At 75.4% G+C, this 21,820-nt stretch carries 16 protein-coding genes; 6 read left to right on the forward strand and 10 right to left on the reverse strand.

Annotation, left to right across the window (positions count from 1 at the left end):
- Positions 1-6: 6 nt before the first annotated feature.
- Together MTO91_RS20150 and MTO91_RS20155 are read right to left on the reverse strand one after the other, a co-directional pair.
- The gene (locus MTO91_RS20150; RefSeq protein WP_405415709.1) at positions 7-822 is read right to left on the reverse strand and encodes an Fpg/Nei family DNA glycosylase; all 816 of its coding nucleotides are present in this window, start codon (positions 820-822) and stop codon (positions 7-9) included.
- A 12-nt stretch (positions 823-834) separates the two neighbouring features.
- Positions 835-1,305 (reverse strand): ribose-5-phosphate isomerase, encoded by a 471-nt coding sequence (locus tag MTO91_RS20155; protein ID WP_405415707.1) that lies wholly within the window; start codon positions 1,303-1,305, stop codon positions 835-837.
- An 18-nt stretch (positions 1,306-1,323) separates the two neighbouring features.
- On the opposite strand from MTO91_RS20155, the gene MTO91_RS20160 reads away from it, so the two are divergent.
- Together MTO91_RS20160 and MTO91_RS20165 are read left to right on the forward strand one after the other, a co-directional pair.
- Entirely contained in the window at positions 1,324-1,998 is a 675-nt protein-coding gene (locus MTO91_RS20160; RefSeq protein ID WP_357440569.1) for a DUF429 domain-containing protein, read from the forward strand.
- A gap of 16 nt (positions 1,999-2,014) precedes the next feature.
- Positions 2,015-2,890, forward strand: coding sequence for an MBL fold metallo-hydrolase (locus tag MTO91_RS20165; RefSeq protein ID WP_476652300.1), 876 nt, complete (start codon positions 2,015-2,017; stop codon positions 2,888-2,890).
- A gap of 408 nt (positions 2,891-3,298) precedes the next feature.
- On the opposite strand, the gene MTO91_RS20170 is transcribed toward MTO91_RS20165, so the two are convergent.
- Entirely contained in the window at positions 3,299-4,846 is a 1,548-nt protein-coding gene (locus tag MTO91_RS20170) for an MFS transporter (RefSeq protein ID WP_476652302.1), read from the reverse strand.
- A 170-nt stretch (positions 4,847-5,016) separates the two neighbouring features.
- Between MTO91_RS20170 and MTO91_RS20175 the strand changes: the two genes are divergently transcribed.
- Positions 5,017-7,602 (forward strand): glutamate--cysteine ligase, encoded by a 2,586-nt coding sequence (locus MTO91_RS20175; RefSeq protein ID WP_476652303.1) that lies wholly within the window; start codon positions 5,017-5,019, stop codon positions 7,600-7,602.
- A 7-nt stretch (positions 7,603-7,609) separates the two neighbouring features.
- Here MTO91_RS20175 and MTO91_RS20180 read toward each other — a convergent pair whose 3' ends face one another.
- Complete coding sequence (locus MTO91_RS20180) at positions 7,610-8,779, reverse strand: ROK family protein (RefSeq protein WP_476652304.1); 1,170 nt, start codon at positions 8,777-8,779, stop codon at positions 7,610-7,612.
- A gap of 4 nt (positions 8,780-8,783) precedes the next feature.
- A complete protein-coding gene (gene xylA / locus MTO91_RS20185; protein ID WP_476652306.1) occupies positions 8,784-9,953 on the reverse strand; it encodes a xylose isomerase in 1,170 nt (389 codons plus the stop codon).
- Positions 9,954-10,211: 258 nt separating this feature from the next.
- Here xylA and MTO91_RS20190 point away from each other — a divergent pair, with 258 nt between their 5' ends.
- Complete coding sequence (locus tag MTO91_RS20190) at positions 10,212-12,071, forward strand: S9 family peptidase (protein WP_476652307.1); 1,860 nt, start codon at positions 10,212-10,214, stop codon at positions 12,069-12,071.
- On the forward strand, positions 12,064-12,993 hold the full coding sequence (locus MTO91_RS20195; protein ID WP_476652309.1) for an alpha/beta hydrolase: 930 nt from the start codon (positions 12,064-12,066) through the stop codon (positions 12,991-12,993). Before MTO91_RS20190 ends, MTO91_RS20195 begins: the two co-directional genes overlap by 8 nt.
- Before the next feature lie 13 nt (positions 12,994-13,006).
- Here the strand turns inward: MTO91_RS20195 and MTO91_RS20200 are convergent, their stop codons facing one another.
- The 3 genes from MTO91_RS20200 to MTO91_RS20210 form a co-directional block, all read right to left on the reverse strand.
- Positions 13,007-14,563 carry a serine/threonine-protein kinase gene (locus tag MTO91_RS20200; protein ID WP_251783876.1) on the reverse strand — a complete coding sequence of 519 codons (1,557 nt, stop codon included), beginning with the start codon at positions 14,561-14,563 and terminating at the stop codon, positions 13,007-13,009.
- Positions 14,564-14,702: 139 nt separating this feature from the next.
- On the reverse strand, positions 14,703-16,163 hold the full coding sequence (locus tag MTO91_RS20205) for a transglycosylase family protein (protein WP_476652310.1): 1,461 nt from the start codon (positions 16,161-16,163) through the stop codon (positions 14,703-14,705).
- A 157-nt stretch (positions 16,164-16,320) separates the two neighbouring features.
- Positions 16,321-16,947, reverse strand: a complete 627-nt coding sequence (locus MTO91_RS20210; RefSeq protein ID WP_073575559.1) for a mycothiol-dependent nitroreductase Rv2466c family protein — start codon at positions 16,945-16,947, stop codon at positions 16,321-16,323.
- Positions 16,948-17,051: 104 nt separating this feature from the next.
- Here MTO91_RS20210 and pepN point away from each other — a divergent pair, with 104 nt between their 5' ends.
- Positions 17,052-19,658 carry an aminopeptidase N gene (gene pepN, locus MTO91_RS20215; protein ID WP_476652312.1) on the forward strand — a complete coding sequence of 869 codons (2,607 nt, stop codon included), beginning with the start codon at positions 17,052-17,054 and terminating at the stop codon, positions 19,656-19,658.
- A gap of 63 nt (positions 19,659-19,721) precedes the next feature.
- On the opposite strand, the gene MTO91_RS20220 is transcribed toward pepN, so the two are convergent.
- Both MTO91_RS20220 and MTO91_RS20225 read right to left on the reverse strand, forming a co-directional pair.
- On the reverse strand, positions 19,722-20,096 hold the full coding sequence (locus MTO91_RS20220; RefSeq protein WP_405415682.1) for a hypothetical protein: 375 nt from the start codon (positions 20,094-20,096) through the stop codon (positions 19,722-19,724).
- Between the two features lie 118 nt (positions 20,097-20,214).
- Positions 20,215-21,771 carry a sensor histidine kinase gene (locus MTO91_RS20225; RefSeq protein ID WP_476652314.1) on the reverse strand — a complete coding sequence of 519 codons (1,557 nt, stop codon included), beginning with the start codon at positions 21,769-21,771 and terminating at the stop codon, positions 20,215-20,217.
- Positions 21,772-21,820: the final 49 nt, after the last annotated feature.

Raw genomic sequence — 21,820 nt, forward strand, 5'->3', positions numbered from 1 at the left:
CCGACCCTAGACCCGCGACGGTTGGCAGGCCGGGCACCAGAACAGGTTGCGGTTCTGGTGCTCGGCGTGCCGTACCGGCGTCCCGCAGACGAGGCACTCCATCCCGGTGCGGCGGTAGACGTAGACCTCGCCGCCGTGCCGGTCCTTCCGTCCGGCCCGACCGCGCCGGCGTGGGTCGTGCTCGGGACGCACGGTGTCGATACGGCCGGTCCGCACGCCGTCGCGCATGAGCGCGACGAGGTCGGCCCACATCGCGTCCCACGTCTCCCGGTCCAGCGACCGGCCCGGGAGCTGCGGGTCCAGGCCGTGCCGGAACAGCACCTCCGCGCGGTAGACGTTCCCGACGCCGGCGAGCACCTTCTGGTCCATCAGCAGCGTCGCGAGCGGGCTGCGCGAGGCCGAGATGCGGGCCCAGACCGTGTCCGGGTCGGCGTCGGGACGCAGCGGGTCCGCACCCAGCCGGGCCCGTAGGGCGCGGGCCTCGGCCGAGGTGAGGAGCTCACAGGCGGTCGGGCCGCGCAGGTCGGCGTAGTGGGTCTGCCCGACCAGGCGCATCCGCAGCTGCCCGACCGGTTCCGGTGCGGGCAGCGGCTGTTCGACGAACGTGCCGTACAGCCCGAGGTGGACGTGCACGACGCGGTCGCGGCCGTAGCGGTGGAACAGGTGCTTGCCGTGGGCCTCGGCCCCGGTCATCACCTCGCCGTCGAGCAGCGCCGCAGAGGCTCCGAAACGGCCCTGCGGGCTGGACACGCCGACCGGCCGGCGCACGAACAGCTTCCGGTGCAGCCGCGCCAGCCGGTGCAGCGTGTGTCCCTCGGGCATCCCGGCTCCGGGTCAGGACGCGGGGAGCGCGATCTCGCCGGTCCGCTCGTAGTCGAGGACCTGGTCGATGCGCCGCTGGTGGCGCGCGTCGCCGGAGAACGGGGTGGCCAGGAAGGCGTCGACGATCGCGACGACCTCGTCGAAGCTGTGCTGCCGCGCGCCGACACCGATGACCTGGGCGTCGTTGTGCTCGCGGGCGAGCTTCGCGGTGGCCTCGTTCCACGCCAGCGCGGCGCGGATGCCCTGCACCTTGTTGGCGGCGATCTGCTCGCCGTTGCCGGATCCGCCCAGCACGATGCCGAGGGACTCCGGGTCCTCGACCACGCGCCGCGCGGTCTCGATGCACCAGGCGGGGTAGTCGTCGAGGGCGTCGTAGGTCGGTGCCCCGACGTCGATCGCCTCGATCCCCTGCTCGGTCAGGTACTCGACGAGCTTGCCCTTGACCTCGAAACCGGCGTGGTCACTGCCCAGGTAGACGCGCACGGGGCACGATCCTCCCCCATGCGGATCAGCGGCGTGGACGGGGTCCCGGGTGGCTGGGTGGTGTGCGTGCTCTCCGGCAGCGGACGGACACGTGAGGTGACGTGGACGGTGGTCCCCGACGCGGCGTCGGTGCTCGCCGCGACGGCCGGGTGCGACGCCGTCGGGGTCGACATCCCGCTGTCGGTCCCGGCCGGTGCGCAGCGCCGCGAGGCCGAGATCCTCGCGTCGGCGCGACTGGGCCGGGCGCGGTCCTCGCTGTTCCCGACCCCGCCCGCCCCGGTGCTCGACGCGGGCTCCTACGACGAGGCCTGCGCCGCCGCCCAGGCCGTCACGGGGAAGAAGATCAGCCTGCAGACCTGGTACATCGTCGGGAAGATCCGCGAGTTCCAGCAGGTGCGGCTGCCGTCGTCGGTGGTCGAGGCGCACCCGGAGCTGACGTTCCGCACCATGGCACCGTCGCGTGCGTTCGCGTCGAAGAAGACCGCGCGCGGGGCGGGCCAGCGGGTCGCGGCGCTGTCGGAGTGGGTCCCCTCCGCCGCGTCGCTCGGTGACCTGCCCACCGCCGCCCGGCTCGACGACGTCCTCGACGCGCTGGCCTGCGCCTGGACCGCGGAGCGCGTGGCCCGCGGGACCGCGGAGCTGCTCGGCCCGGGGACCGACGCCCTGGGCCGGTCCACCGCGATCGCGGTCTGAGCGCGAGGATCACCGGATGGACGGGCAGCGGTCGGACGGGCAGCGGTCGGACGGGCAGCGGTCGGACGGGCAGCGGTCGGACGGACGCTGGCTCGAGCTCGCCGACGGGGTACTCGCCCGCCGCCACGACGAGCTCGACCTGACCACCGGCCTCGTGCTCGGCACGTCCGCCGCCCTGGTCATCGACACCCGCGGCGACACCGCCCAGGGCGCCGAGCTCGCCGCCGCGGTGCGCGCGGTGACCGCCCTGCCCGTCGTCGTGGCACTCACCCACGCCCACTTCGACCACTGCTTCGGCACCGCCGCGTTCCCGGGCGCCCCGGTGTACGCCCAGGCCGGCTGCGCGGGCGCGCTCCTGGCGACGGCCGCCGCCCAGCGCGCCCACTGGACCCGGCACTACCGCGACGCCGGGAGCACCGGCAGCTCCGGGGCATCCGGCAGCTCCGCCACCGCGACGGCCGATGCGCTCGCCGCCACGGTCCCGGTCCTCCCCGACCACCCGGTCTGCGCCCGCCCGGCCTCCGTGCACCCGCTCGACCTGGGCGGACGCGTCGTGCAGCTCGTGCACCCCGGCCCCGGGCACACCGGACACGACCTGGTGGTGCACGTCCCGGACGCGGGCGTGCTCTTCGCCGGGGACCTGCTGGAGAACGGGGCACCGCCGTCGTTCGGGCCGGACTCCTACCGCCGCGACTGGGCGGCCGCCGTGGGGCTGCTGCTCGAGGTCGGCGCAGCACCCGCCGCCACCGGGACACGGGTGTTCGTCCCGGGGCACGGCGATCCCCTGTCGCCCGACGAGGCGGCGGCACAGCACGCGGACCTGCTGCGGATCGCCCGGACCTCCGACGCCGTGGTTCCGAGGGCTCCCTCTGCGAAGTCGCTTACCCGGTGAGTGAATCCACGCACCAAGGGTCTGTCGACCCCCGTGTGTCGACCGCGCAAGCCACGAGTGATGGCGCAGATCGTCGTGCGTCGGTGTCGCAGATGCCAAGCGGCGAGTGCTCTCTCTCTCTGCGAATTCGCTTACCGGGTAAGCGATTCCGTACACAGAGGGTCTGTCGACCACACCGCATCGACCGCGCAAGCCGCGAGCGATGGTGCAGATCGTCCTGCTTCGGTGTCCCCCGATGCCGCGGGGCGACGGTTCCTTCCGGGAATTCGCTTACCCGGTAAGCGAATTCCCGGATCCCCCACCGGCAGCCGCCGCGGTGGTCCGTCGGGAGTGGTCAGGTGCACCGGTCTGCCGCACGGCTTCGTCGACGGTGGTCAACGCGAAGACCGTCCGCGCGTCGCGGCACGGTCATCCGCCCGGTCGAGCCCGCCGCCGCGGAGCCGCGGCAGCGCCGGAGCCCGGTGGGGCGGCTGTCGGCGTGGCGGCGTTCGACAGGGCTGCGGCCGGTGGGGCCGCGGGCGGCGGGGCGGCGGCCGGTGGGGCCGTGGGCGGCGGGGCGGCAGCCCGGGACCGGTCGGACAGCACCCGCGCGAGGCGGTCGGCGAAGCCGGAGGGGTCCGGACCCGCCCCCCGGCGCAGGCGGTACAGCTCCACGGTCGGCGGCCCGTCCACGACGCGGGACAGCGGCGCCGTCGGACGGTCGTCCATCGCGATCCGTGGGAGCTCGACGGTCGGAGCGTCCGCGGGGGCGGCCGAGAGGAACGGGGCCGCGGGGGACGGGGCCGGGAGCGCGGTGGGCAGGTACCGACGCAGTGCGAGCACCGCGGGCAGGCCCAGCGCCGGCCCGACGGCGAGCACGACGAGCGCCGTCTGCCATCCGACCGCCGCCGCGACCACCGGGACCGTCGCGATCCCGGCGACGGTGAGCAGGAAGCCCAGTGCGGTCTGCACGGTCAGGGCGGTGCCGGTGTAGCGGGGGTCGGCGACCTCGATCGTCGCCGTCGTCAGGACCGCGGAGTCGGCGACGGCGGCCGCGCCCCACAGCACGCAGAACGCGCCCACCAGCAGGGGCGCGGCGCCGAGCACGACCGGGGAGACCGCACAGCAGACCCCGCTGACCAGCAACGACGTCGCGATCACCGGGACGCGGCCGTAGCGGTCCGCGGCGCGGCCGCCCAGCACGCAGCCGGCGGCGCCGCCCAGCCCCGCCGCCACGAACACCAGCAGGTGCTCCGACGGGCCGGGGTCCCCGCCGGCGAGTGCGGCGCCCAGCCAGGTCCACAGCGCGTACAGCTCCCACATGTGCCCGAGGTAGCCGAGCACGACCAGCCGCGGTCCGGGCTCGCGGAGGAGCCGGAGCGCGTAGCCGGTGTCCGGGGGCGGGGCCGGGGCGAGCGCCGGGCCGGGGCGCAGGCACCAGCGGGCCAGCGCGGCGGCCACGACACCGCACAGCGCGGCGCCGGCGAGCACCCCGCGCCACGGCAGCCCCGGCAGCCCGCCGATCAGGTGCGGCAGCGCTGACCCGACGGTCAGTGCCCCGACCAGCACCCCGAGGTCGCGGGCCCGGCGCGACCGGTCCGACCAGGAGGTCATGATCTTCATGCCGATCGGGTAGACGAGCGCGAGGCACATCCCGGTCAGGGTCCGCAGCACCAGCGCGGCCACCGGACCGTCGATGACGGCGGCGAGCAGCAGCGTGCAGGACGCCGCCGCGGCCGCACCGCCCGCGAGCAGCCGCTGCGGCGGGACCCGGTCGGCGAGGGTCAGGACCGCCGAGACGACCGCGCCGGCCGCGAAGCCGAGCTGCACCGACGTCGTCAGCCACACCCCGGCCGTCGCGGACAGGTCCCACTCGGCGCGCAGCTCGGGCAGTACCGCGGACGCGGAGAACCACACGGCGAGCCCGAGCACCTGGACGAGCGCGACCAGGGCCCGCGCGCGGCGACCGGCGGTCATGGGCGGCTCCGTGGGGTCGGCGGATCCGGACACGCTAGCGAGAACAGCAGGTGGGAACTGGTCCGGACAGACGTTCGGATACCGCCGTACGGACCAGCGGACGGAGTGGCGTCGGGCGCGATCGCCGTGGGACACACGGACGTAACAGCGGACACCTAGCGTCACCGGCCGTGGGGAACGTGCCGCTGGTGGGGGTCGAGGAGGAGTTCCACGTGGTCGGCCTGGCCGACCGCCGGGCCGCGCCCGACGCGGAACGGTTGCTGGAGCACCTGGACGGGGCGGAGTTCTTCCCCGAGCTGCAACGGTCGCTGGTCGAGACCAACTCGCCCGCGACGCCGTCGCTGGACGAGCTGCGCACCCACGTGCGACGCCTGCGTACCCGGCTGCGTGAGGCGGCCGAACCGCTGGGGCTGGGTGTGGTCGCGGCCGGGACGGTGCCGCTGGTCGACCTGTCCGGCGACGACATCTCCGCCGGAGCACGGTACGAGCGGATGCAGCACGAGTACCAGATGCTGGTGCGCGAGCAGCACATCTGCGGGGTGCAGGTGCACGTCGACGTCCCCGACCGCGACACCGCCGTGCAGGTCTCGCGCCGGGTCTCCCCCGCCCTGCCGACCCTGCTCGCCATCACCGCCAGCTCGCCGTACTGGCGCGGCCACGACACCGGTTACGCCAGCTACCGCAGCATGATCTGGCAGCGCTGGCCCACCGCCGGGCCGCCCGGCGACGTCACCACCGCCGCCGAGTACGACACGATGATCGACGAGCTCATCGCGTCCGGGACGATCAGCGACGCCGGGATGCTCTACTTCGACGTCCGACCCAGCGCGCACCTGCCGACCGTCGAGCTGCGGCTGTGCGACGCCTGCCCCGACGTCGACGACGTCGTGCTGGTGGCGGGGCTGTTCCGCGCCCTGGTCGCTCGTGCCCGCGCCGACACCGAGGCGGGCAGGCCGCTGCCCCGCGCCCGGCACGAGCTGCTGCGTGCGGCCGGGTGGCGGGCCGCGCGGTCCGGGCTGGAGGGCGACCTCGTCGAGATCGGCCGGGCCCCCGGCGGTCCCCCGACGCTGAGCTCCCCGTCGGTACAGCTGCGCGCGCTGGTCGAGGAGCTGCGGCCGTGGCTGGAGGAGGTCGGCGACCACGAGCAGGTCGCCGAGCTGGCCGAGGGCGTCCTGGCCCGCGGGTCGGGCGCGGCGGCGCAGCGGCGCGCGTTCGGGCGTCGCGGGTCGCTGACCGACGTCGTCGACGACCTGCTGGCCCGCACGTACGGCGAGCGGCCGCCGTCCGCGCCCGCGGAGACCGTGCCGTCCGCGCCGGAGCTGCTGCACGGCTACGTCCCACCCCGCTACGACGAGGCCGTCGACGCGACCGGCGCCGTCCGGCCCGGCTACGGCTGGCTGTTCCGGTCGCTGGAGCGGCTCGGCCCGCGCGGGCTGGCCGCGGCGGAGAACGCCCTGCGCACCGAGCAGCGCGCCCGCGGGGTCACCTTCCCGGTGCCCGGCATCGAGCCGGGCGACGACGGCGAGCGGCTGTTCCCGCTGGACCTGGTGCCGCGGATCATCGAGTCGCAGGACTGGGCGCACCTGGCCTCCGGGCTGGAGCAGCGGATCCGGGCCCTGGAGTGCTTCGTCCGCGACGTCTACGGCCGCCGCGAGATCGTGCGCGACCGGGTCGTCCCGGCGTCGGTGGTCGAGCAGGCGCCCGGCCGCACCCGCGCCGGCGCGCTGGTGCCGCCGGACGCGGTGCGGATCGCCGTCGGCGGCATCGACCTGGTCCGCGACGACGCCGACGGCTGGGTCGTGCTGGAGGACAACCTGCGTGTCCCCTCGGGCATCGGCTTCTCGATGATGAGCCGGCGCCTGATCCGCAGCGTGCTGCCCGACCTGGAGTCACCCTCGGAGGTGCGCCACCTCGACGACGTGCCGGACCGGCTGCGGGCGGCGCTCGCGGCCGGCGACCCCGACGGACCCGACGGGGAGGCCGCGCTGCTGACCGCGGGCGAGGTGGACCCGGCGTTCTTCGAGCACCGGCTGCTCGCCGAGGCGATGGACGTCCCGCTGGTGACCCCGGCCCGGCTGCAGGTCACCGACGGCGCGCTGTTCCTCGTCGGCGGCGGGCGGCGGCGCCGGATCACCACCCTCTACCGTCGGATGGACGAGAACGAGCTCGCGACCGCCCGCGGCGCCGACCACCGGCCGCTCGGCCGCGCGCTGTGGGCGGCGATGGCCCGCGGGCGGGTCGCGCTGCGCAACGCGCCCGGCAACGGCGTCGCCGACGACAAGCTCGTCTACGCCTACGTGCCGGAGATGATCCGCTACTACCTCGGCGAGAAGCCGGTGCTGGCCTCGGTGCCGACGCTGCCCTGCGTCGACCCGCTCGCCCGTGAGCAGGTCCTGGACCGGCTCGACCGGCTGGTGCTCAAGCCCGTCGACGGCTACGGCGGCGCCGGGATCGTGATCGGCCCGCACGCCGGGCGCGCCGAGCTGGACCGGGTGGCCGCGGCGATCCGGGACACCCCGGCCGGCTGGGTCGCCCAGGACCTCGTCGGGATCTCCACCCATCCCACCTTCACCGACGGCGCCCTCCGGCCCCAGGCCGTCGACCTGCGGGTCTTCGCGGTGCAGTCCCACGGCGCCGGCGGGGTGCCCGAGGTCGACGTGCTGCCCGCGGCGCTGTCGCGGGTCGCCCCGCCCGGCGGGATGATCGTGAACTCCTCGCGCGGCGGCGGGGCGAAGGACACCTGGGTGCTGGCCTGAGGCGGGCTCAGCCGGCGAGCAGCAGGTCCGGCTCGCCCAGCACCCGGTCGGCGACGGCGCGGGCGGTCCCGGTGACGGTGGCCGCCCGGCCGTGCGGGGACACGAGCACGGCGACGTCCGGCCCGGTCGCGACCCCGCGGCGCACCAGCTCCGCGTGCACCGCGGGGACCAGCCAGCTGCCCAGCTCGGCGTAGCTGCCGCCGAGGACGACGGTGCCGACGTCGACGACGTGGAGCACCGACGTCAGCGCCGTCCCGAGCGCGGCGCCGGCCCGGGCCAGCGCCCCCGTCGCGGCCGGGTCCCCCGCGCGGGCGGCGGTCCGCAGCGCCGCGACGTCGGCGGCGCCCGCGTCGCCGAGCAGGGCGGGCAGGCCCGCGTAGACCTCGACGCAGCCGGTGCCGCCGCAGCCGCAGCGCCGCCCGTCGCGCTCGATCACGACGTGCCCGATCTCCCCGGCGACGCCGCGGGCGCCGGGCAGCACCCGCCCGTCGACGACGATCCCGCCACCGATCCCCACGTCGGCGGAGACGTAGACGAAGTCGTCGGCCTGCCCCAGGTGCGCGAGCGCCCCGAGCGAGGCCTCGTTGCCGACGAGCAGCGGCACCTCACCGAGCGCACCGGCGTGCTCGGCGGGGCGGCAGCCGTCGAGCCGGGGCAGGTTCGGGGCCCGCAGCAGCACCGCCGCGTGGTCCGAGCCGCGCACCGGTCCGGGGACGGCGATCCCGGCCCCGGCGACCGTGCGGCCGGTGCGCGCGGCCAGGTTCGCCGCGGTCCGCGCGGCCCGTCCGAACACCGCATCCGGGTCGAGGCCGCGGTGGTCGCGGCGCCGGCGCGACCGGTGCACCACCTGCCCGTCCAGACCGGTGACCAGCGCGTCGACGCCGTCGACCTCGACCGACACGGCCAGTACGACGGGCCCGGTACCGGCGAACGCCAGCGGCGTCCCGGGCCGCCCGACCCCGCTGCGGTCCGGCTCCCCCTCCGCGAGCACGCCCGCGGCGACCAGCGGGTCCAGCAGCCCCGCGACGGTGCCGCGGGTCAGCCCGGTCGCCGAGGCGAGCGACGCCCGCGACGACGGCGCCGCCCGCAGCGCCCCCAGCAGCAGGCCGAGGTTGTGCCGGCGCACCGCCGGTGGACGCGCGGGTGGGGCCTGCGGACGGGGAGATCGGTCGTGCACGGGGTCAGCGTGCCCCGGTGAGGTGCTCACACGCGAGCTGGTGGAGCCGGACGAAGCCGTAGCCGCGACGGCCCAGCGCGTCCGGGTCGGCGGCGTCCAGCGCCGGGTCGGCCAGCAGGTCGGCCACGGTCTCCCCGGCCCCCAGCGTCGGCTCGGACAGTGCGGGCACCCCGGCCTCGGCGAGCGCGGCGACGACCTCGGGGTCGGCCCGGAACGCGGCCGCCCGCTCGCGCAGCAGCAGGTAGGTGCGCATGTTCGCCGCGGCGCTGTCCCACACCCCGCGCCGGTCCTCGGTGCGCGAGGGCTTGTAGTCGAAGTGCCGCGGCCCGTCGTAGCCCGCGGACTCGAGCAGGTCGACCAGCGAGAACGCGTTCAGCAGGTCACCGTGGCCGAACACCAGGTCCTGGTCGTACTTGATGCCGCGCTGTCCGTTCAGGTCGATGTGGAACAGCTTCCCGGCCCACAGCGCCTGGGCGACGCCGTGGGTCATGTTGAGCCCGGCCATCTGCTCGTGCCCGACCTCGGGGTTGACGCCGACGAGCTCGGGGTGGGCGAGGCGCTCGACGAAGGCCAGCGCGTGCCCGACGGTGGGCAGCAGGATGTCCCCGCGGGGCTCGTTGGGCTTGGGCTCGATCGCGAACCGGATGTCGTACCCCTGCTCCAGGACGTGCCCGCAGAGCAGGTCCATGGCCTCGCGGTAGCGGTCCAGGGCGGCGCGGACGTCCTTGGCGGAGTCGTACTCCGAGCCCTCCCGTCCGCCCCACAGCACGAAGGTGCGGGCACCGAGCTCCGCGGCCAGCTCGACGTTGTGCAGCACCTTGCGCAGCGCGAGGCGCCGCACGGTCCGGTCGTTGGAGGTGAACCCGCCGTCCTTGAACACCGGGTGCGAGAACAGGTTCGTGGTGATCATCGGAACGGTCATCCCGGTCGCCTCGCAGGCCGTGCGCAGGCGTGCGATCTGCCGATCCCGGTGGGCCGGGTCCGGCGCGAAGCCGAACAGGTCGTCGTCGTGGAAGGTGAGGCCCCACGCGCCGCGCTCGGCGAGCTCCTCGACGGCCTCGACGACGTCGAGCTCGGGGCGGGTGGGCGAGCCGAACGGGTCGGCCGCGGTCCAGCCGACGGTCCACAGTCCGAAGGAGAACTTGTCGGCGGGGGTCGGGGCGGGGACGGCCATCGTCTGCTCCTGGAGGTGTGGGGGCGGCTCCGGCGAGCATGCTCCCGGTAGCGATCCAGGTCCAGGATTTGTTCGTGTTACACACGAACAAATCCCTCGTTCGCCGTAGCGCTTGTCACCACCGGCGAAACGCAGTGGGTCTTGCGGGCGGGGCCCCGGCGCACGTGAGGTGGAAGCCGGTACGGACCCACCGGGTAGTTTCGGCGTCCGGCCGCGCGGAACCGCAGGACACGACAGCAGGAACGGGGGATGTGATCGGTGGAGGCCGGGCAGACCGTGCAGATCCCCCAGACCGCCCCCGACCGTGCCGTCGCCGGGGCCGAACCCGGGCACCACTCGCCCGCGGTGTCCCCCGACGGCACCCGAATCGCCTGGATCTCCGACCGCACCGGGCGCCCGCGGGTGCACGTCGCGGCGCTGCCGGCGGACGGACCGGTCGACCCGGACGGGGCGCGGGTACTGGAGGCCCCCGGCCCGCACGCCGACGTGACCGCGCTGTCCTGGTCCCCCGACGGCAGCCGGATCGCGGTGCAGGTCGCCCCGTGCGGCGGCGACCGCACCCGGGTGGCGCTGCTGGACCCCGACGGCGGGCCCGCCGTCGGGATCGCGACCCACGCCACCGCCGTCGTGCTGGGCGCGTGGGCGCCCAGCGGGCGGTCGCTGGGCGTCACCGTGCTGTCCGACGCGACCCCGCGCGGCGCCGAACCGGGCGACGGCACCGCCTGCCTGGTCGACGTGCGGGACGGCTCCTCCACCGTGCTCGGGTCCGGGCAGTCGGCCGTCGTCCAGGCGGTGTCGGCCGACGGACGACGGGTCGTGCTGCGCACCGGCCGCCGCGGGGAGCGCGCCCTGGAGCTGGTCGACCTGCACCGCGGCACGCGGGACCGGGTCATCGGCGGGCCCGGCGGGGCGCTCACCGCGGCCGCCCGCTTCGGCAGCGCCCCCGGCACGCTCTGGGTGCACACCGACGCCGACCGCGAGCACACCGCGCTGCTCGCCGTCGCGCTCGGCCCCGCGGGCGAGCACCGCTTGTCCCCCGCCCGCCCGGTCGCCGTCCGGCCCGGCGCCGACCTGGAGGTCGTGGCACTGGACCCGGCCGGTCCGCGGGCCGCGCTGGTGTGGAACGTCGGGGGGCGCAGCCAGGTCGAGATCGCCGACCTGCGCGGCGGCAGGCCGGAGCGGCTGCCCGCGCCGTGCGACGTCGTCACCGGGGTGGCCTTCGCCCGCGACGGCGTGTCACTGCTGGTGGCGGGGCACGCGCCGGGGGTGGCGCCGTACGTGGTGCGGATGCCGCTCGACGCGCGCCCGGCCACACCGCTGCTCGGCGGCACCCCGGTGACGCCGCGGCCCCCGCGCCCGGAGGCGGTCGGCTTCCCGGCCGAGGACGGGCTGCGGCTGGCCGGATGGCTGCACCGGCCGTCGTCGCCGACGGGGGTGGGGTTCGTGTGGCTGCACGGCGGGCCCGAGTCCGAGGAGCGGCCCGGCTGGGCGCCGCTGCTGCACGGCCTGGTCGCCGCCGGGGTCACCGTGCTCACGCCGAACGTGCGCGGGTCGTCCGGGCGCGGGCGGGCCTTCGCCCGGCTCGACGACGGCCCGCTGCGGCCGGGCTCGATCGCCGACGTGCGGTCCGCGACCCGGCTGCTGGCGGGGGTGCCCGATGTCGACCCGCGCCGGATCGTCGTCGGCGGCCGGTCCTACGGCGGGTTCCTCACCCTGGCCGCGCTGACCCGGTTCCCGGAGCTGTTCGCGGCCGGTGTCGACGTGTGCGGCATGTCCGACATGACCGCCTTCTACGCCGACTCCGAGCCGTGGATCAGCGGGCCCGCGACCACCGAGTACGGACACCCGCAGCGGGACCGCGCGCTGCTGGAGGAGCTGTCCCCGCTGCGCGCCGCGGACCGCATCGCCGCACCGCTGCTGGTCGTGCACGGCGAGCACGACACGAACGTCCCGCTGGCGCAGGCACTCGCGATCCACGCGGCACTGACCGCGCGCGGTGCGCCGGTGGAGCTGCTGCGCATCCCCGACGAGGGCCACGAGGTGCACGACCGGCACACCCGGGCCGCGGCGAACGCCCGCATCGTGGAGTTCGTGACCGCGACGGTGGCCCGTGGCTGACCGGGCGCCCCGGCCCGGGTGGGCGGTCGCGGTGCGGGCGCTGGTCGGGATCGTGGCCGTGGTCGTCGTGGTGGGGATCGTCGTCGTCGCGGGCCCGGTGCTGCTCGCCGGGCACCCGGCCTACCCGGTGCTGCTCGCCGTCGTCGCCCTGGTGGGGCTGGTCCTGGTGGTGCGCTCGGGGCGCCCGGCCCGGCCCGGACGGCTGCGGACGACCGGGCGGGCCGCCGGTGCGGTGCTGCTGGTCGCGCTGGTCGCCGCCGTGCTGTGGCTGCGTCCCTACGCGGCCGACGAGACCGCGCTCGCCGCGACCACGCCGTCGGACCGGGTCGCGGTGGTGCACACCGCGACGACGTGGGAGCTGCGCCCGACCGCGCCGTCCGGCCGGGGCCTGGTGTTCGTCCCCGGGGCGCTGGTCGACCCGCGGGCCTACCTGGCGCTGCTGCGCCCGCTGGCCGAGCAGGGGGTGCGCGTGATCGTGACCGCACCGCCCCTGGGCGTCGCACCGACCGATCCGGGAGCCGTCGGCCGGGCGGTCGGTTCGGCGCCCGAGGTCCGTACCTGGGCGGTCGGCGGGCACTCCCTCGGCGGCGTGGCGGCCGCGCGGGCACTGGACGTGCCCGGGGTGCGTGGGCTGGTGCTGTGGGCGTCCTACCCGGCCGCCGACGTGTCGGGGGCGCCGGTCGCGGCCCTGTCGGTGTCCGGCTCCCGCGACGCGCTGGCCACCCCGGACGCGATCGCGGACTCCTGGGCGCAGCTGCCCGCGGGGACCCGCTTCGTCGTCGTCGACGGAGGGGTGCACGCCTACTTCGGGGACTACGGCCCGCAGACCGGCGACGGCGAACCGGGCGTGGACCGGGCGACCGCACAACGGCAGATCGTCGCCGCGACCACGGACGTCGTGACGTCGCTGCGCCCCGGCTGACCGGTCGGGACGGTCAGGCCGTGCTGAACGACTGCAGGATCTCCTGGCCCTCGCTGTCGGTGCCGACGACGAACCGGTAGTTCTCCCGGGTCGTCGTGCCGTCGTTGCGCATGAACACGACGGTCGCGGTGACCGTGTTCGGGCCGGCGTTGCGCAGGTTCTCGGCGTAGACGTTCCGCACGGTGCTGTAGAAGGTCCGGAAACCCTGGATGCCCTGGCTCTGGGCCTGCGCCTGCGGGCTGAGCATCGCGAACGCGCCGTCGATGTCGCCGGGCAGCATCCGGTAGTAGTTCTGCACGAACGACACCGGATCCTGGACCTCGCCGGTCGCGGTGGTCGGTGTCGGCGTCGGGGTGGTCGTCGGCGCGGGCGTGGTCGTCGGGGCCGCGCTCGGCGTCGGCGACCCGCTCGTCGTCGGGGCGGCGATCACCGGCGGGGCGTCCTGCTGCCGGCTGGTCGAGTAGACGCCGAACGCGACACCGCCACCGACGACGAGCAGCACGGCCACCGCGCCCAGCACGACCGGGGTGCGACGACCCCGCCCGTCCCGGGAGCGGGTGGCACCGCCCCGTCGGCCGCCACGCCCGCCGGGACCGGGGATGACCTGCGGTGCGGGCACGGCCGGCGCGTCGACCACGGTCCCGCCGCCCTGCGCCTCGAGCCCGTCGGGCGCGCCCGCGCCGTCGCCGGTGTCCATCACCGCGGTCGCCGTCGACGGCGTCGCGAGACCGGCGACGGACTGGCCCGCGGCGATCCGGGCGAGCGCCTCGCGGGCCTGGGCGGAGCTGGGCCGCTCGGCGGGGTCGTTGGCGAGCAGGCGCATCAGCAGCGCGGTCAGCGGGCCCGCCTCCTGCGGCGGGGTGATCGCGCCGGTGGCGACCTTGTGCAGCAGGGCGTAGGCGTTGTCGTCGAGGCCGAACGGCGGCTCGCCCTCGACCGAGGCGTAGAGCATCGCGCCGAGCGCGAAGACGTCCGAGGCGGCCGTCGGCTCCTGGCCGCGGGCGACCTCCGGAGCCAGGAAGGCCGGGGTGCCGGCGATGACGCCGGTACGGGTGAGCTGCACGTCGTCGACGGCGCGGGACACGCCGAAGTCGGTGATCTTGGCCCGGCCGTCCTCGGCGATCAGGACGTTGCCCGGCTTGATGTCCCGGTGCACGACGCCCGCGGTGTGCGCGGCGGCCAGCCCGTCGGCGACCTGACGGCCGATCGCGGCGGCCTCCCGCGGCGGGATCGGCCCCTTCTCGGCGAGCACCGCGGCCAGCGAGCGCGACGGCAGGTACTCCATGACCAGCCACGGACGGTCGTCGTGGACGACGACGTCGAACATGCTGATCACGTGCGCGTGCTGCAGGCGGGCGCCGATCCGGCCCTCGCGCAGGATCCGCTGGCGGGACTCCTCCAGCTGCTCGTCGGACGGCAGGGCCGCCGCGAGCAGTTCCTTGACGGCCACCGTGCGGTTCAGCAGCTCGTCCGTCCCCCGCCACACGGCACCCATCGCACCGGCACCGATCCGCTCGTCGAGCCGGTAGCGGTTCCCGATCCGGTGGGCGTCGGGGATGGGCGAACTCATGAGGTCCAAGGGTAGGGAATCGAGGCCGGGCCGCCGTCGGCAGGGCAGGTGCTGCGAACGACCGGGAGAGGGACCACGGACCCTACGCGACCACCGGTCGCGCAGCCAGCGACCGTACGCCACACCACAGGACCATCGATCACCTCGGAAGGCCCAACTTGTTGGCACATGCCGGCCACGATCCGTAACCGCCGCGGGCGTCGCGGACCTTGGTCGCGATCTCGATCTGCTGCTCCTTCGTGGCGCCGTCGGCGGTGGGGGCGTAGGCCGTGCCGCCGAAGTCGCTCCAGGTGCCCTTGTCGAACTGCAGACCACCGTGGTAGCCGTTCCCGGTCGAGATGGACCAGTCGCCGGAGGACTCGCACTGCGCCAGCTCGTCCCAGGTGCCGTCGGCCGCCTTCGCCGACGACGACGGCGCCGGCTCCTTCTTCGCCTCCGGCTCCGGGGCGGGGGCCGGGGCGTCGGCGTCGCCCCCGCCGCTCCCGTTCCCGCGGTCCTCGTCCGGCTCGTCCCCGCGGTCCCTGTCCCCCTTGTCGCCCTTGTCGCCCTCGTCGCCCTTGTCGCCCTTGTCGCCGCGGCCCTCGTCGCTGCCGGACCCGCCGCTGCCGCCCTCGGCGGAGTCGTCGCCATCGGACGATCCACCGTTCCCGCCGGACGGGGCGCCGTCGCCGCCGGACCCGCGGAAGTCGCGGTCCTCCGGCTCCGATCCCGAGGCCGGGCCGTCACCTGCGCTGCCGCCGGAGGGGTGGCCGGAACCGCCGGAGCCCGACGGGGAGCCGCTGCGGGAGCCGTCGTCGCCCCCGCCACCGGTGCCGCCGTCCCCGCCGGTCGGACCGTCGCCGTCCGAGCCGTCGTCGTCCGAGGCGTCGCCGTCCGCGCCGCTGTCCGGCCCGGCGCTGTCCGGGGCGTCGTCGGCTCCGCTGCCCGTGCCGTCCCGGCCCCCACCGTCCGCCGTGTCACCCGCGCCCCGGCCGTCGCCGGAACCCTCGCCGTCGCCGGACCCGCCGGAGGGGCCCGCCGGGCCCGGTCCCCCGGCCGAGCCGTCCGAACCGGAACCCTCCGCCGCGGAGCCCCGGCCGGACCCCGCCCGTGCCACCGCGGACCGCACCCGCTCCCCCACCGCCCGTGCGACGGCGTCCGCGTCGGGCGCGCCGTACCCGGCGGCGACGTCGTCGACGACCAGGACCCAGTCGCGGCTGCCGCCCGGGCCCTGCGGGGCCGGGAACCGGGCGATCCCCGAGCTCGCGAGCTGGGCCAGCTCCAGCGTCGTCCCGGTCGCGGGCTGCACCCACCACGGGCGCGCGGTGTCGCCGGAGAGCAGGTCGAGGTCGAGGACCACGTCGCTGCCCGCCGGGGTGTGGCCGAGCACGTAGGACCCGTCCTCCGCCCCGGCGATGTCGACCCGGCTGTCCACCGCCGCGGCCCGCACGGTGAACGCGCCGTCGGAGTACGGGCTCAGCGCCGTCCGGGGCACCGCGTCGGCGAGCGCGCCCAGGTCCAGCACGGCGCCGACCGCGAGCTGCCCGCCCACGAGCGTCCCGGCGACCAGCGCCACCGCTCCGAGCACCGACGTCGTCCGCCGCGAGAACCAGGTGTCCACGGCCGGGCACTGTGCGCCCCCGCGGCGCCCGCCACGGCCGAACGGGCGATCCCGTTCGCGATCGCGAGCGGCGCCGCCGGGTGACCGTCACGGGCGAGGGGCCGGTGCCCCATCCGGCACCGGCCCCCTCGATCGCGGCGATCACGCCGTCACCGGCTCAGTAGTCGAAGGACGGGTCCTCGGTGCGGGTGCGCTTGAGCTCGAAGAAGTGCGGGTTCTCGGCCAGCAGCCGGGCGCCGTCGAACAGGCGGCCGGCGTCCTCGCCCTTCGGGACCCGGGAGATGACCGGCCCGAAGAACGCCACGCCGTCGACGTGGATGGTCGGGGTGCCCACGTCGAGGCCCACCGGGTCCATGCCCTCGTGGTGGCTGGCGCGCAGCTTCTCGTCGTACTCGGTGGAGTGCGCGGCCTCGGCCAGCGACTCCGGCAGGCCGAGCTCCTTCAGCGCGCCCGCGATGACGTCGTCGAAGTCCTTGTTGCCCTGGTTGTGGATGCGCTCGCCGAGCGCGGTGTAGAGCGGCGCCAGGATCTCCGGGCCCTTCAGCTCGGCGGCGGCGATGCACACGCGCACCGGGCCCCAGCCCTTCGACATGAGCTCGACATACTGCTCGGGCAGCTCACGGCCCTCGTTCAGCACGGACAGGCTCATGACGTGCCAGGTGACGTCGACGTCGCGCACCTTCTCCACCTCGAGCACCCAGCGGGAGGTCAGCCACGCCCAGGGGCACAGCGGGTCGAACCAGATGTCGATGCGGGCACGGCCGTCGGCAGCAGGAGTCGTCATACCCGGCGCAACGCCGGGCACCGGCCGCGGATTCCACGGGCCGCGCCCCGGGCACCGTGATTGGATGCCGACGACACCACTCCCCCGAGAGGACCCCGAACGACGTGACCCCGCCCAACCTCACCCGTGCCCAGGCCGAGGAGCGCGCGGCGCTGCTCGACGTCTCCACCTACGACGTCACGATCGACCTGACCGACGGCGCCGGAGCCCCCTCCGAGCGGACGTTCGCGGTGACGACCACGGTGCGCTTCACCGCCGCCGAGCCCGGCGGGAGCACGTGGATCGAGTGGGTGGGCGACGGCATCACCTCGGCGACGCTGAACGGCACCGAGCTCGATGCCGCCGTGTGGACCGAGGAGGACGGCCTCGCGCTGCCCGGTCTCGCCGCGGAGAACGAGCTGACGATCGTCGCGACCGGGCTCTACACCAACACCGGTGAGGGCCTGCACCGCTTCGTCGACCCCGTCGACCAGGCCGTCTACCTGTACTCGCAGTTCGAGACGGCCGACTGCAAGCGGCTGTTCCCCTGCTTCGACCAGCCCGACCTCAAGGCCCGCTACACCCTCACCGTGACCGCGCCGGAGGACTGGAAGGTCATCTCCAACTCCCCGGCGACGGTCGAGGGCGGCGTGCACCGCTTCGAGCGGACCGAGATCCTCTCGACCTACCTGGTCGCGCTGATCGCCGGGCCGTACGCGAGCTGGCACGACACCTACCGCGACGAGCACGCCGAGATCCCGCTGGGAATCTTCTGCCGCGCCTCGCTGGCCCCGCACATGGACCACGAGCGGATCTTCACCGAGACCCGGCAGGGCTTCGACTTCTACCACCGCAACTTCGGCGTGACCTACCCGTTCGGCAAGTACGACCAGCTGTTCGTGCCCGAGTTCAACGCGGGCGCGATGGAGAACGCCGGCGCGATCACGTTCCTGGAGGACTACGTCTTCCGGTCGCGGGTGACCCGCACGCTCTACGAGCGGCGCGCCGAGACGATCCTGCACGAGATGGCGCACATGTGGTTCGGCGACCTCGTGACCATGCGCTGGTGGGACGACCTGTGGCTCAACGAGTCGTTCGCGACCTGGGCGTCGGTGCTGTGCCAGGCCGAGGCGACCGAGTACACGGGCGCCTGGACGACGTTCGCGAACCTCGAGAAGTCCTGGGCCTACCGGCAGGACCAGCTGCCCTCGACGCACCCGATCGCCGCGGACATCCCGGACCTGCAGGCCGTCGAGGTCAACTTCGACGGCATCACCTACGCCAAGGGCGCGTCGGTGCTCAAGCAGCTCGTCGCCTACGTCGGGCTGGAGCCGTTCCTGGCCGGGCTGCGCGACTACTTCGCCGCCCACGCGTGGGGCAACGCCACCTTCGACGACCTGCTGGGCTCGCTGGAGAAGGCGTCCGGCCGGGACCTGTCGGACTGGGGGGCGCAGTGGCTGCGCACCACCGGCCTGAACCTGCTGCGCCCGTCGTTCCAGGTCGACGAGGCCGGGACGTTCACCTCGTTCGACGTCGTGCAGGGCGGTGCCCGGCCGGGTGCCGGTGAGCTGCGCACGCACCGGATCGCCGTCGGCGTCTACGACGATGACCCGGAGACCGGCAAGCTCGTCCGCACCCACCGCGTCGAGCTCGACATCTCCGGCGAGCGCACGGCCGTCCCGGAGCTGGTCGGGCTGTCCCGCGGCAAGCTCGTCCTGGTCAACGACGACGACCTCACCTACTGCGCGCTGCGCCTGGACCCGGGCTCGCTCGCGACCCTGGTGGACCGGATCGGCGACATCGCCGAGTCGCTGCCGCGCACGCTGTGCTGGTCCTCGGCGTGGGAGATGACCCGTGAGGCCGAGCTGAAGGCCCGTGACTTCGTCACGCTGGTCGCCGGCGGGTTCGACACCGAGTCCGAGATCGGCGTCGCGGCGCGGCTGCTGCTGCAGGCCCAGACCGCGACGGCGTCGTACTGCACCCCGGAGTGGGCGCAGGGCCGCGGCTGGCCGCTGCTGACCGACGCGCTGCGGTTCCGCCTGGACACCGCCCCGCCCGGGTCGGACGTCCAGCTGGCCGTGGTCAACGCGCTGACCGCCTCGGTGCTGCCGGAGAACACCCTGGACCGGATGAAGGGCTGGCTGCTCGACGTCGACGTGCCGAAGGGGCTGACCGTCGACGCCGACCTGCGCTGGCGGCTGCTGCACGCGCTCGTCGCGCACGGGAAGGCCGGCGAGACCGAGATCGCCGAGGAGGCCGAGCGTGACGCCACCTCCACCGGGGCGCGGCAGGCCGAGCGGGCCCGCGCGCTGATCCCGACCGCGGAGGCCAAGGAGCGGGCGTGGCAGCGCGCCGTGCACGACGACTCCCTGCCGAACGCGATCAACGAGTCGGCGATCTCCGGGTTCTCCCACCCCGCACTGTCGACGGTGAGCCCCGGGCTGCTCGACGGCTACGTCCAGCGCTACTTCGACGAGATCGACGGCGTGTGGGCGCGCCGGACCTCGGAGCTGGCGCAGAACGTCGTCGTCGGGCTGTTCCCGTCCTGGGCGGTCGCGGAGCCGACCGTCGCGGCGGCGGACGCCTGGCTCGCCGACCAGTCCAAGCCGGCGTCGCTGCGCCGGCTCGTGTCCGAGGGGCGCGCCGGGATCGTGCGCGCGCTGGCCGCCCGTGAGTTCGACGGCCAGGCCACCCCTGCCCCGGAGCGGACCACCGCGGTCCAGCAGCCCTGACCCACGCACGACGGCGCCCCGGGAGCCGTGCTCCCGGGGCGCCGTTCGTGTGACGGGGTGTGGTCAGCGGCGGCGCAGCCACCGCCGCAGCGGGTTCGTCGACGCCGGTTCGTCGGCCGGGCGGTAGCCCGCGCAGACACGCGGTCCGCAGCTGCCGCAGTCGGTGCCCGGGCGGTAGTGGTCGTGCAGGTCCTCCGGGTGACCGCAGGTGCACAGTCCCACCTGCGGGACCACGGGCGCGGGCGGACCGGCCGGGGTCCGCGGCTCGGACGGTGTGCGCGGCCGGGGCAGCGCCGGGACGGGCTCCAGGCCCGTCGGCGGTGTCAGGACCGCGGCCGCGGGGGTGGCGGGGGTCCTGCGGTCGGTGCCGTCGTTCTCGTGCGCCATGGTGACCTCCTTCGTGCCGGCGAACGGCAGCGCGGACGACCATCGCGTCATCGCACCGTGCCGTTGCGTCACCCAGTATGAGATCGCGTGGGGCGCGTGGGAATGGCTCGCGGCGACGAAAAGACCGTCCGTGGACGGAACGGCTGGTCGTGGACACGTCGCCACCCGATCAGCGGGCCACCGGAAGTGTGAGTACGGCAAGACAGCCGCGGGGTTCGTCCACCGTACGGAGCACCAGGGTGCCGCCGTGCTCCCGAGCGAGCTGGGCGCTGATGTGCAGCCCGAGCCCGGAGCCGCCGGCGGCCTCGTCGTGCCGCCCGCGGACGATCTCGAGCTGCTCCTGCCCGTCGGGCAGGCCGGGGCCGTGGTCGCGGACCTCGACCGCGACCAGGCCCGGTTCGTCGGCGAGGCGGGCCCGCACCACCACCGGGGTCCGGGGCGCGTGCCGGTCGCAGTTGGCCAGCAGGTTCGTCACGACCTGGCGGGTGAGCGACTCGGGCGCGGCGACCGGGGGCAGGTCGTCCTGGGTGTCGAGGGTGATGCAGCGGCCGTCGCGCAGGTCCACCAGGGTGCGCAGGGCCTCCCCGACGTCGTGCTCGGCGGTGTCCCCGCCCGGCGACGGGACGACCGGGGCGTAGGCCGGGCCGTAGTCGAGCAGGGCGGCGTCGCGTTCGTCGACCATCGGGTCGGTCACCGTGTCCTCGACGGTGATCGGCGTCTGCAGCATCTGGCGGAGCCGGTTCAGCTCGGCCAGCACCGCCTCCCGCATCCGGGCGACCTGGGGGTCGTCGCCGGGGCGGGTCGTCAGCAGCTGCGCGGCCCCGGCCAGGCCCGCCAGGCCGTTGCGCAGCTCGTGGTCGCGCTCGGCGGTCTGGCCGGTGGCCCGTTCGAGCAGCGCCGACGCCTCGCCGAGGGTGTCCTGGAGCTGGTCGTAGTCGTCCTGCATCCGGGTCACCGCCCGCAGTGCCATGGTCAGCAGCGCGGTGAGCACCACGGCCATCCCGAGCACCCGCAGCGACGGGTAGACCAGGCCGGCCGTCGGCTCCCGGCCGGGCACGATCGCCCGGTACAGCTGGGACACCGCGACGATCAGCAGGCCGAGCCCCATCCGGGCCCGGATCCGGCTCGGGCGCCAGTAGCCGTCGAGCAGGAACAGCACCGCGACCAGCGCCCAGCCGCTCTGCACCACGATCGAGTAGAGGGGCGAGGTCGCCAGCATCCGGGTGAACGGGCTCTCCGCCTGCGAGGCGATGACCCCGCCGATGACGAGGGCGAGCGCGGCCAGCGCCCAGCCGCCCCAGGCCCCGAGCGCCCGTGGCGGCCGCAGTGCCGCGACCAGGATGCACAGGCTGATCACGAACATGGTCAGCACCGCCAGCCGCGGGGTGCCCGCCGGGTACTGCGGCAGGACCAGCGCGGACAGCGGGAGGAGCACGACGCCGTAGAGCAGGAGGGCCGCCCCGAACCACGACGGACGGGGGTCCCCGGACAGCCGCCCCGTCACCAGCGCGACGATCGCCGCCGCCGAGCCGACCGCGGCGGCGACGAGGGTGAGCACCGCCGTCGCGTCGGAGAGGTCGACCCGGCCGTCGACGACCGCGGGGCGGCTCACGGCGACCACGAGGACGGCCAGGACCGCGACGACCAGCATGTCGGTCAGATGTCCCACCAGGAACCGGGCCCGCCGCTGCGGGCCCAGGAGCACGCCGAGGAAACCGGACGCCACGTCCCCTCCGCTCCGAGATGTCGCCGGACTGATGAGAAAGCGATAATAG

This window comes from Pseudonocardia sp. 2-7 (assembly GCF_056341085.1).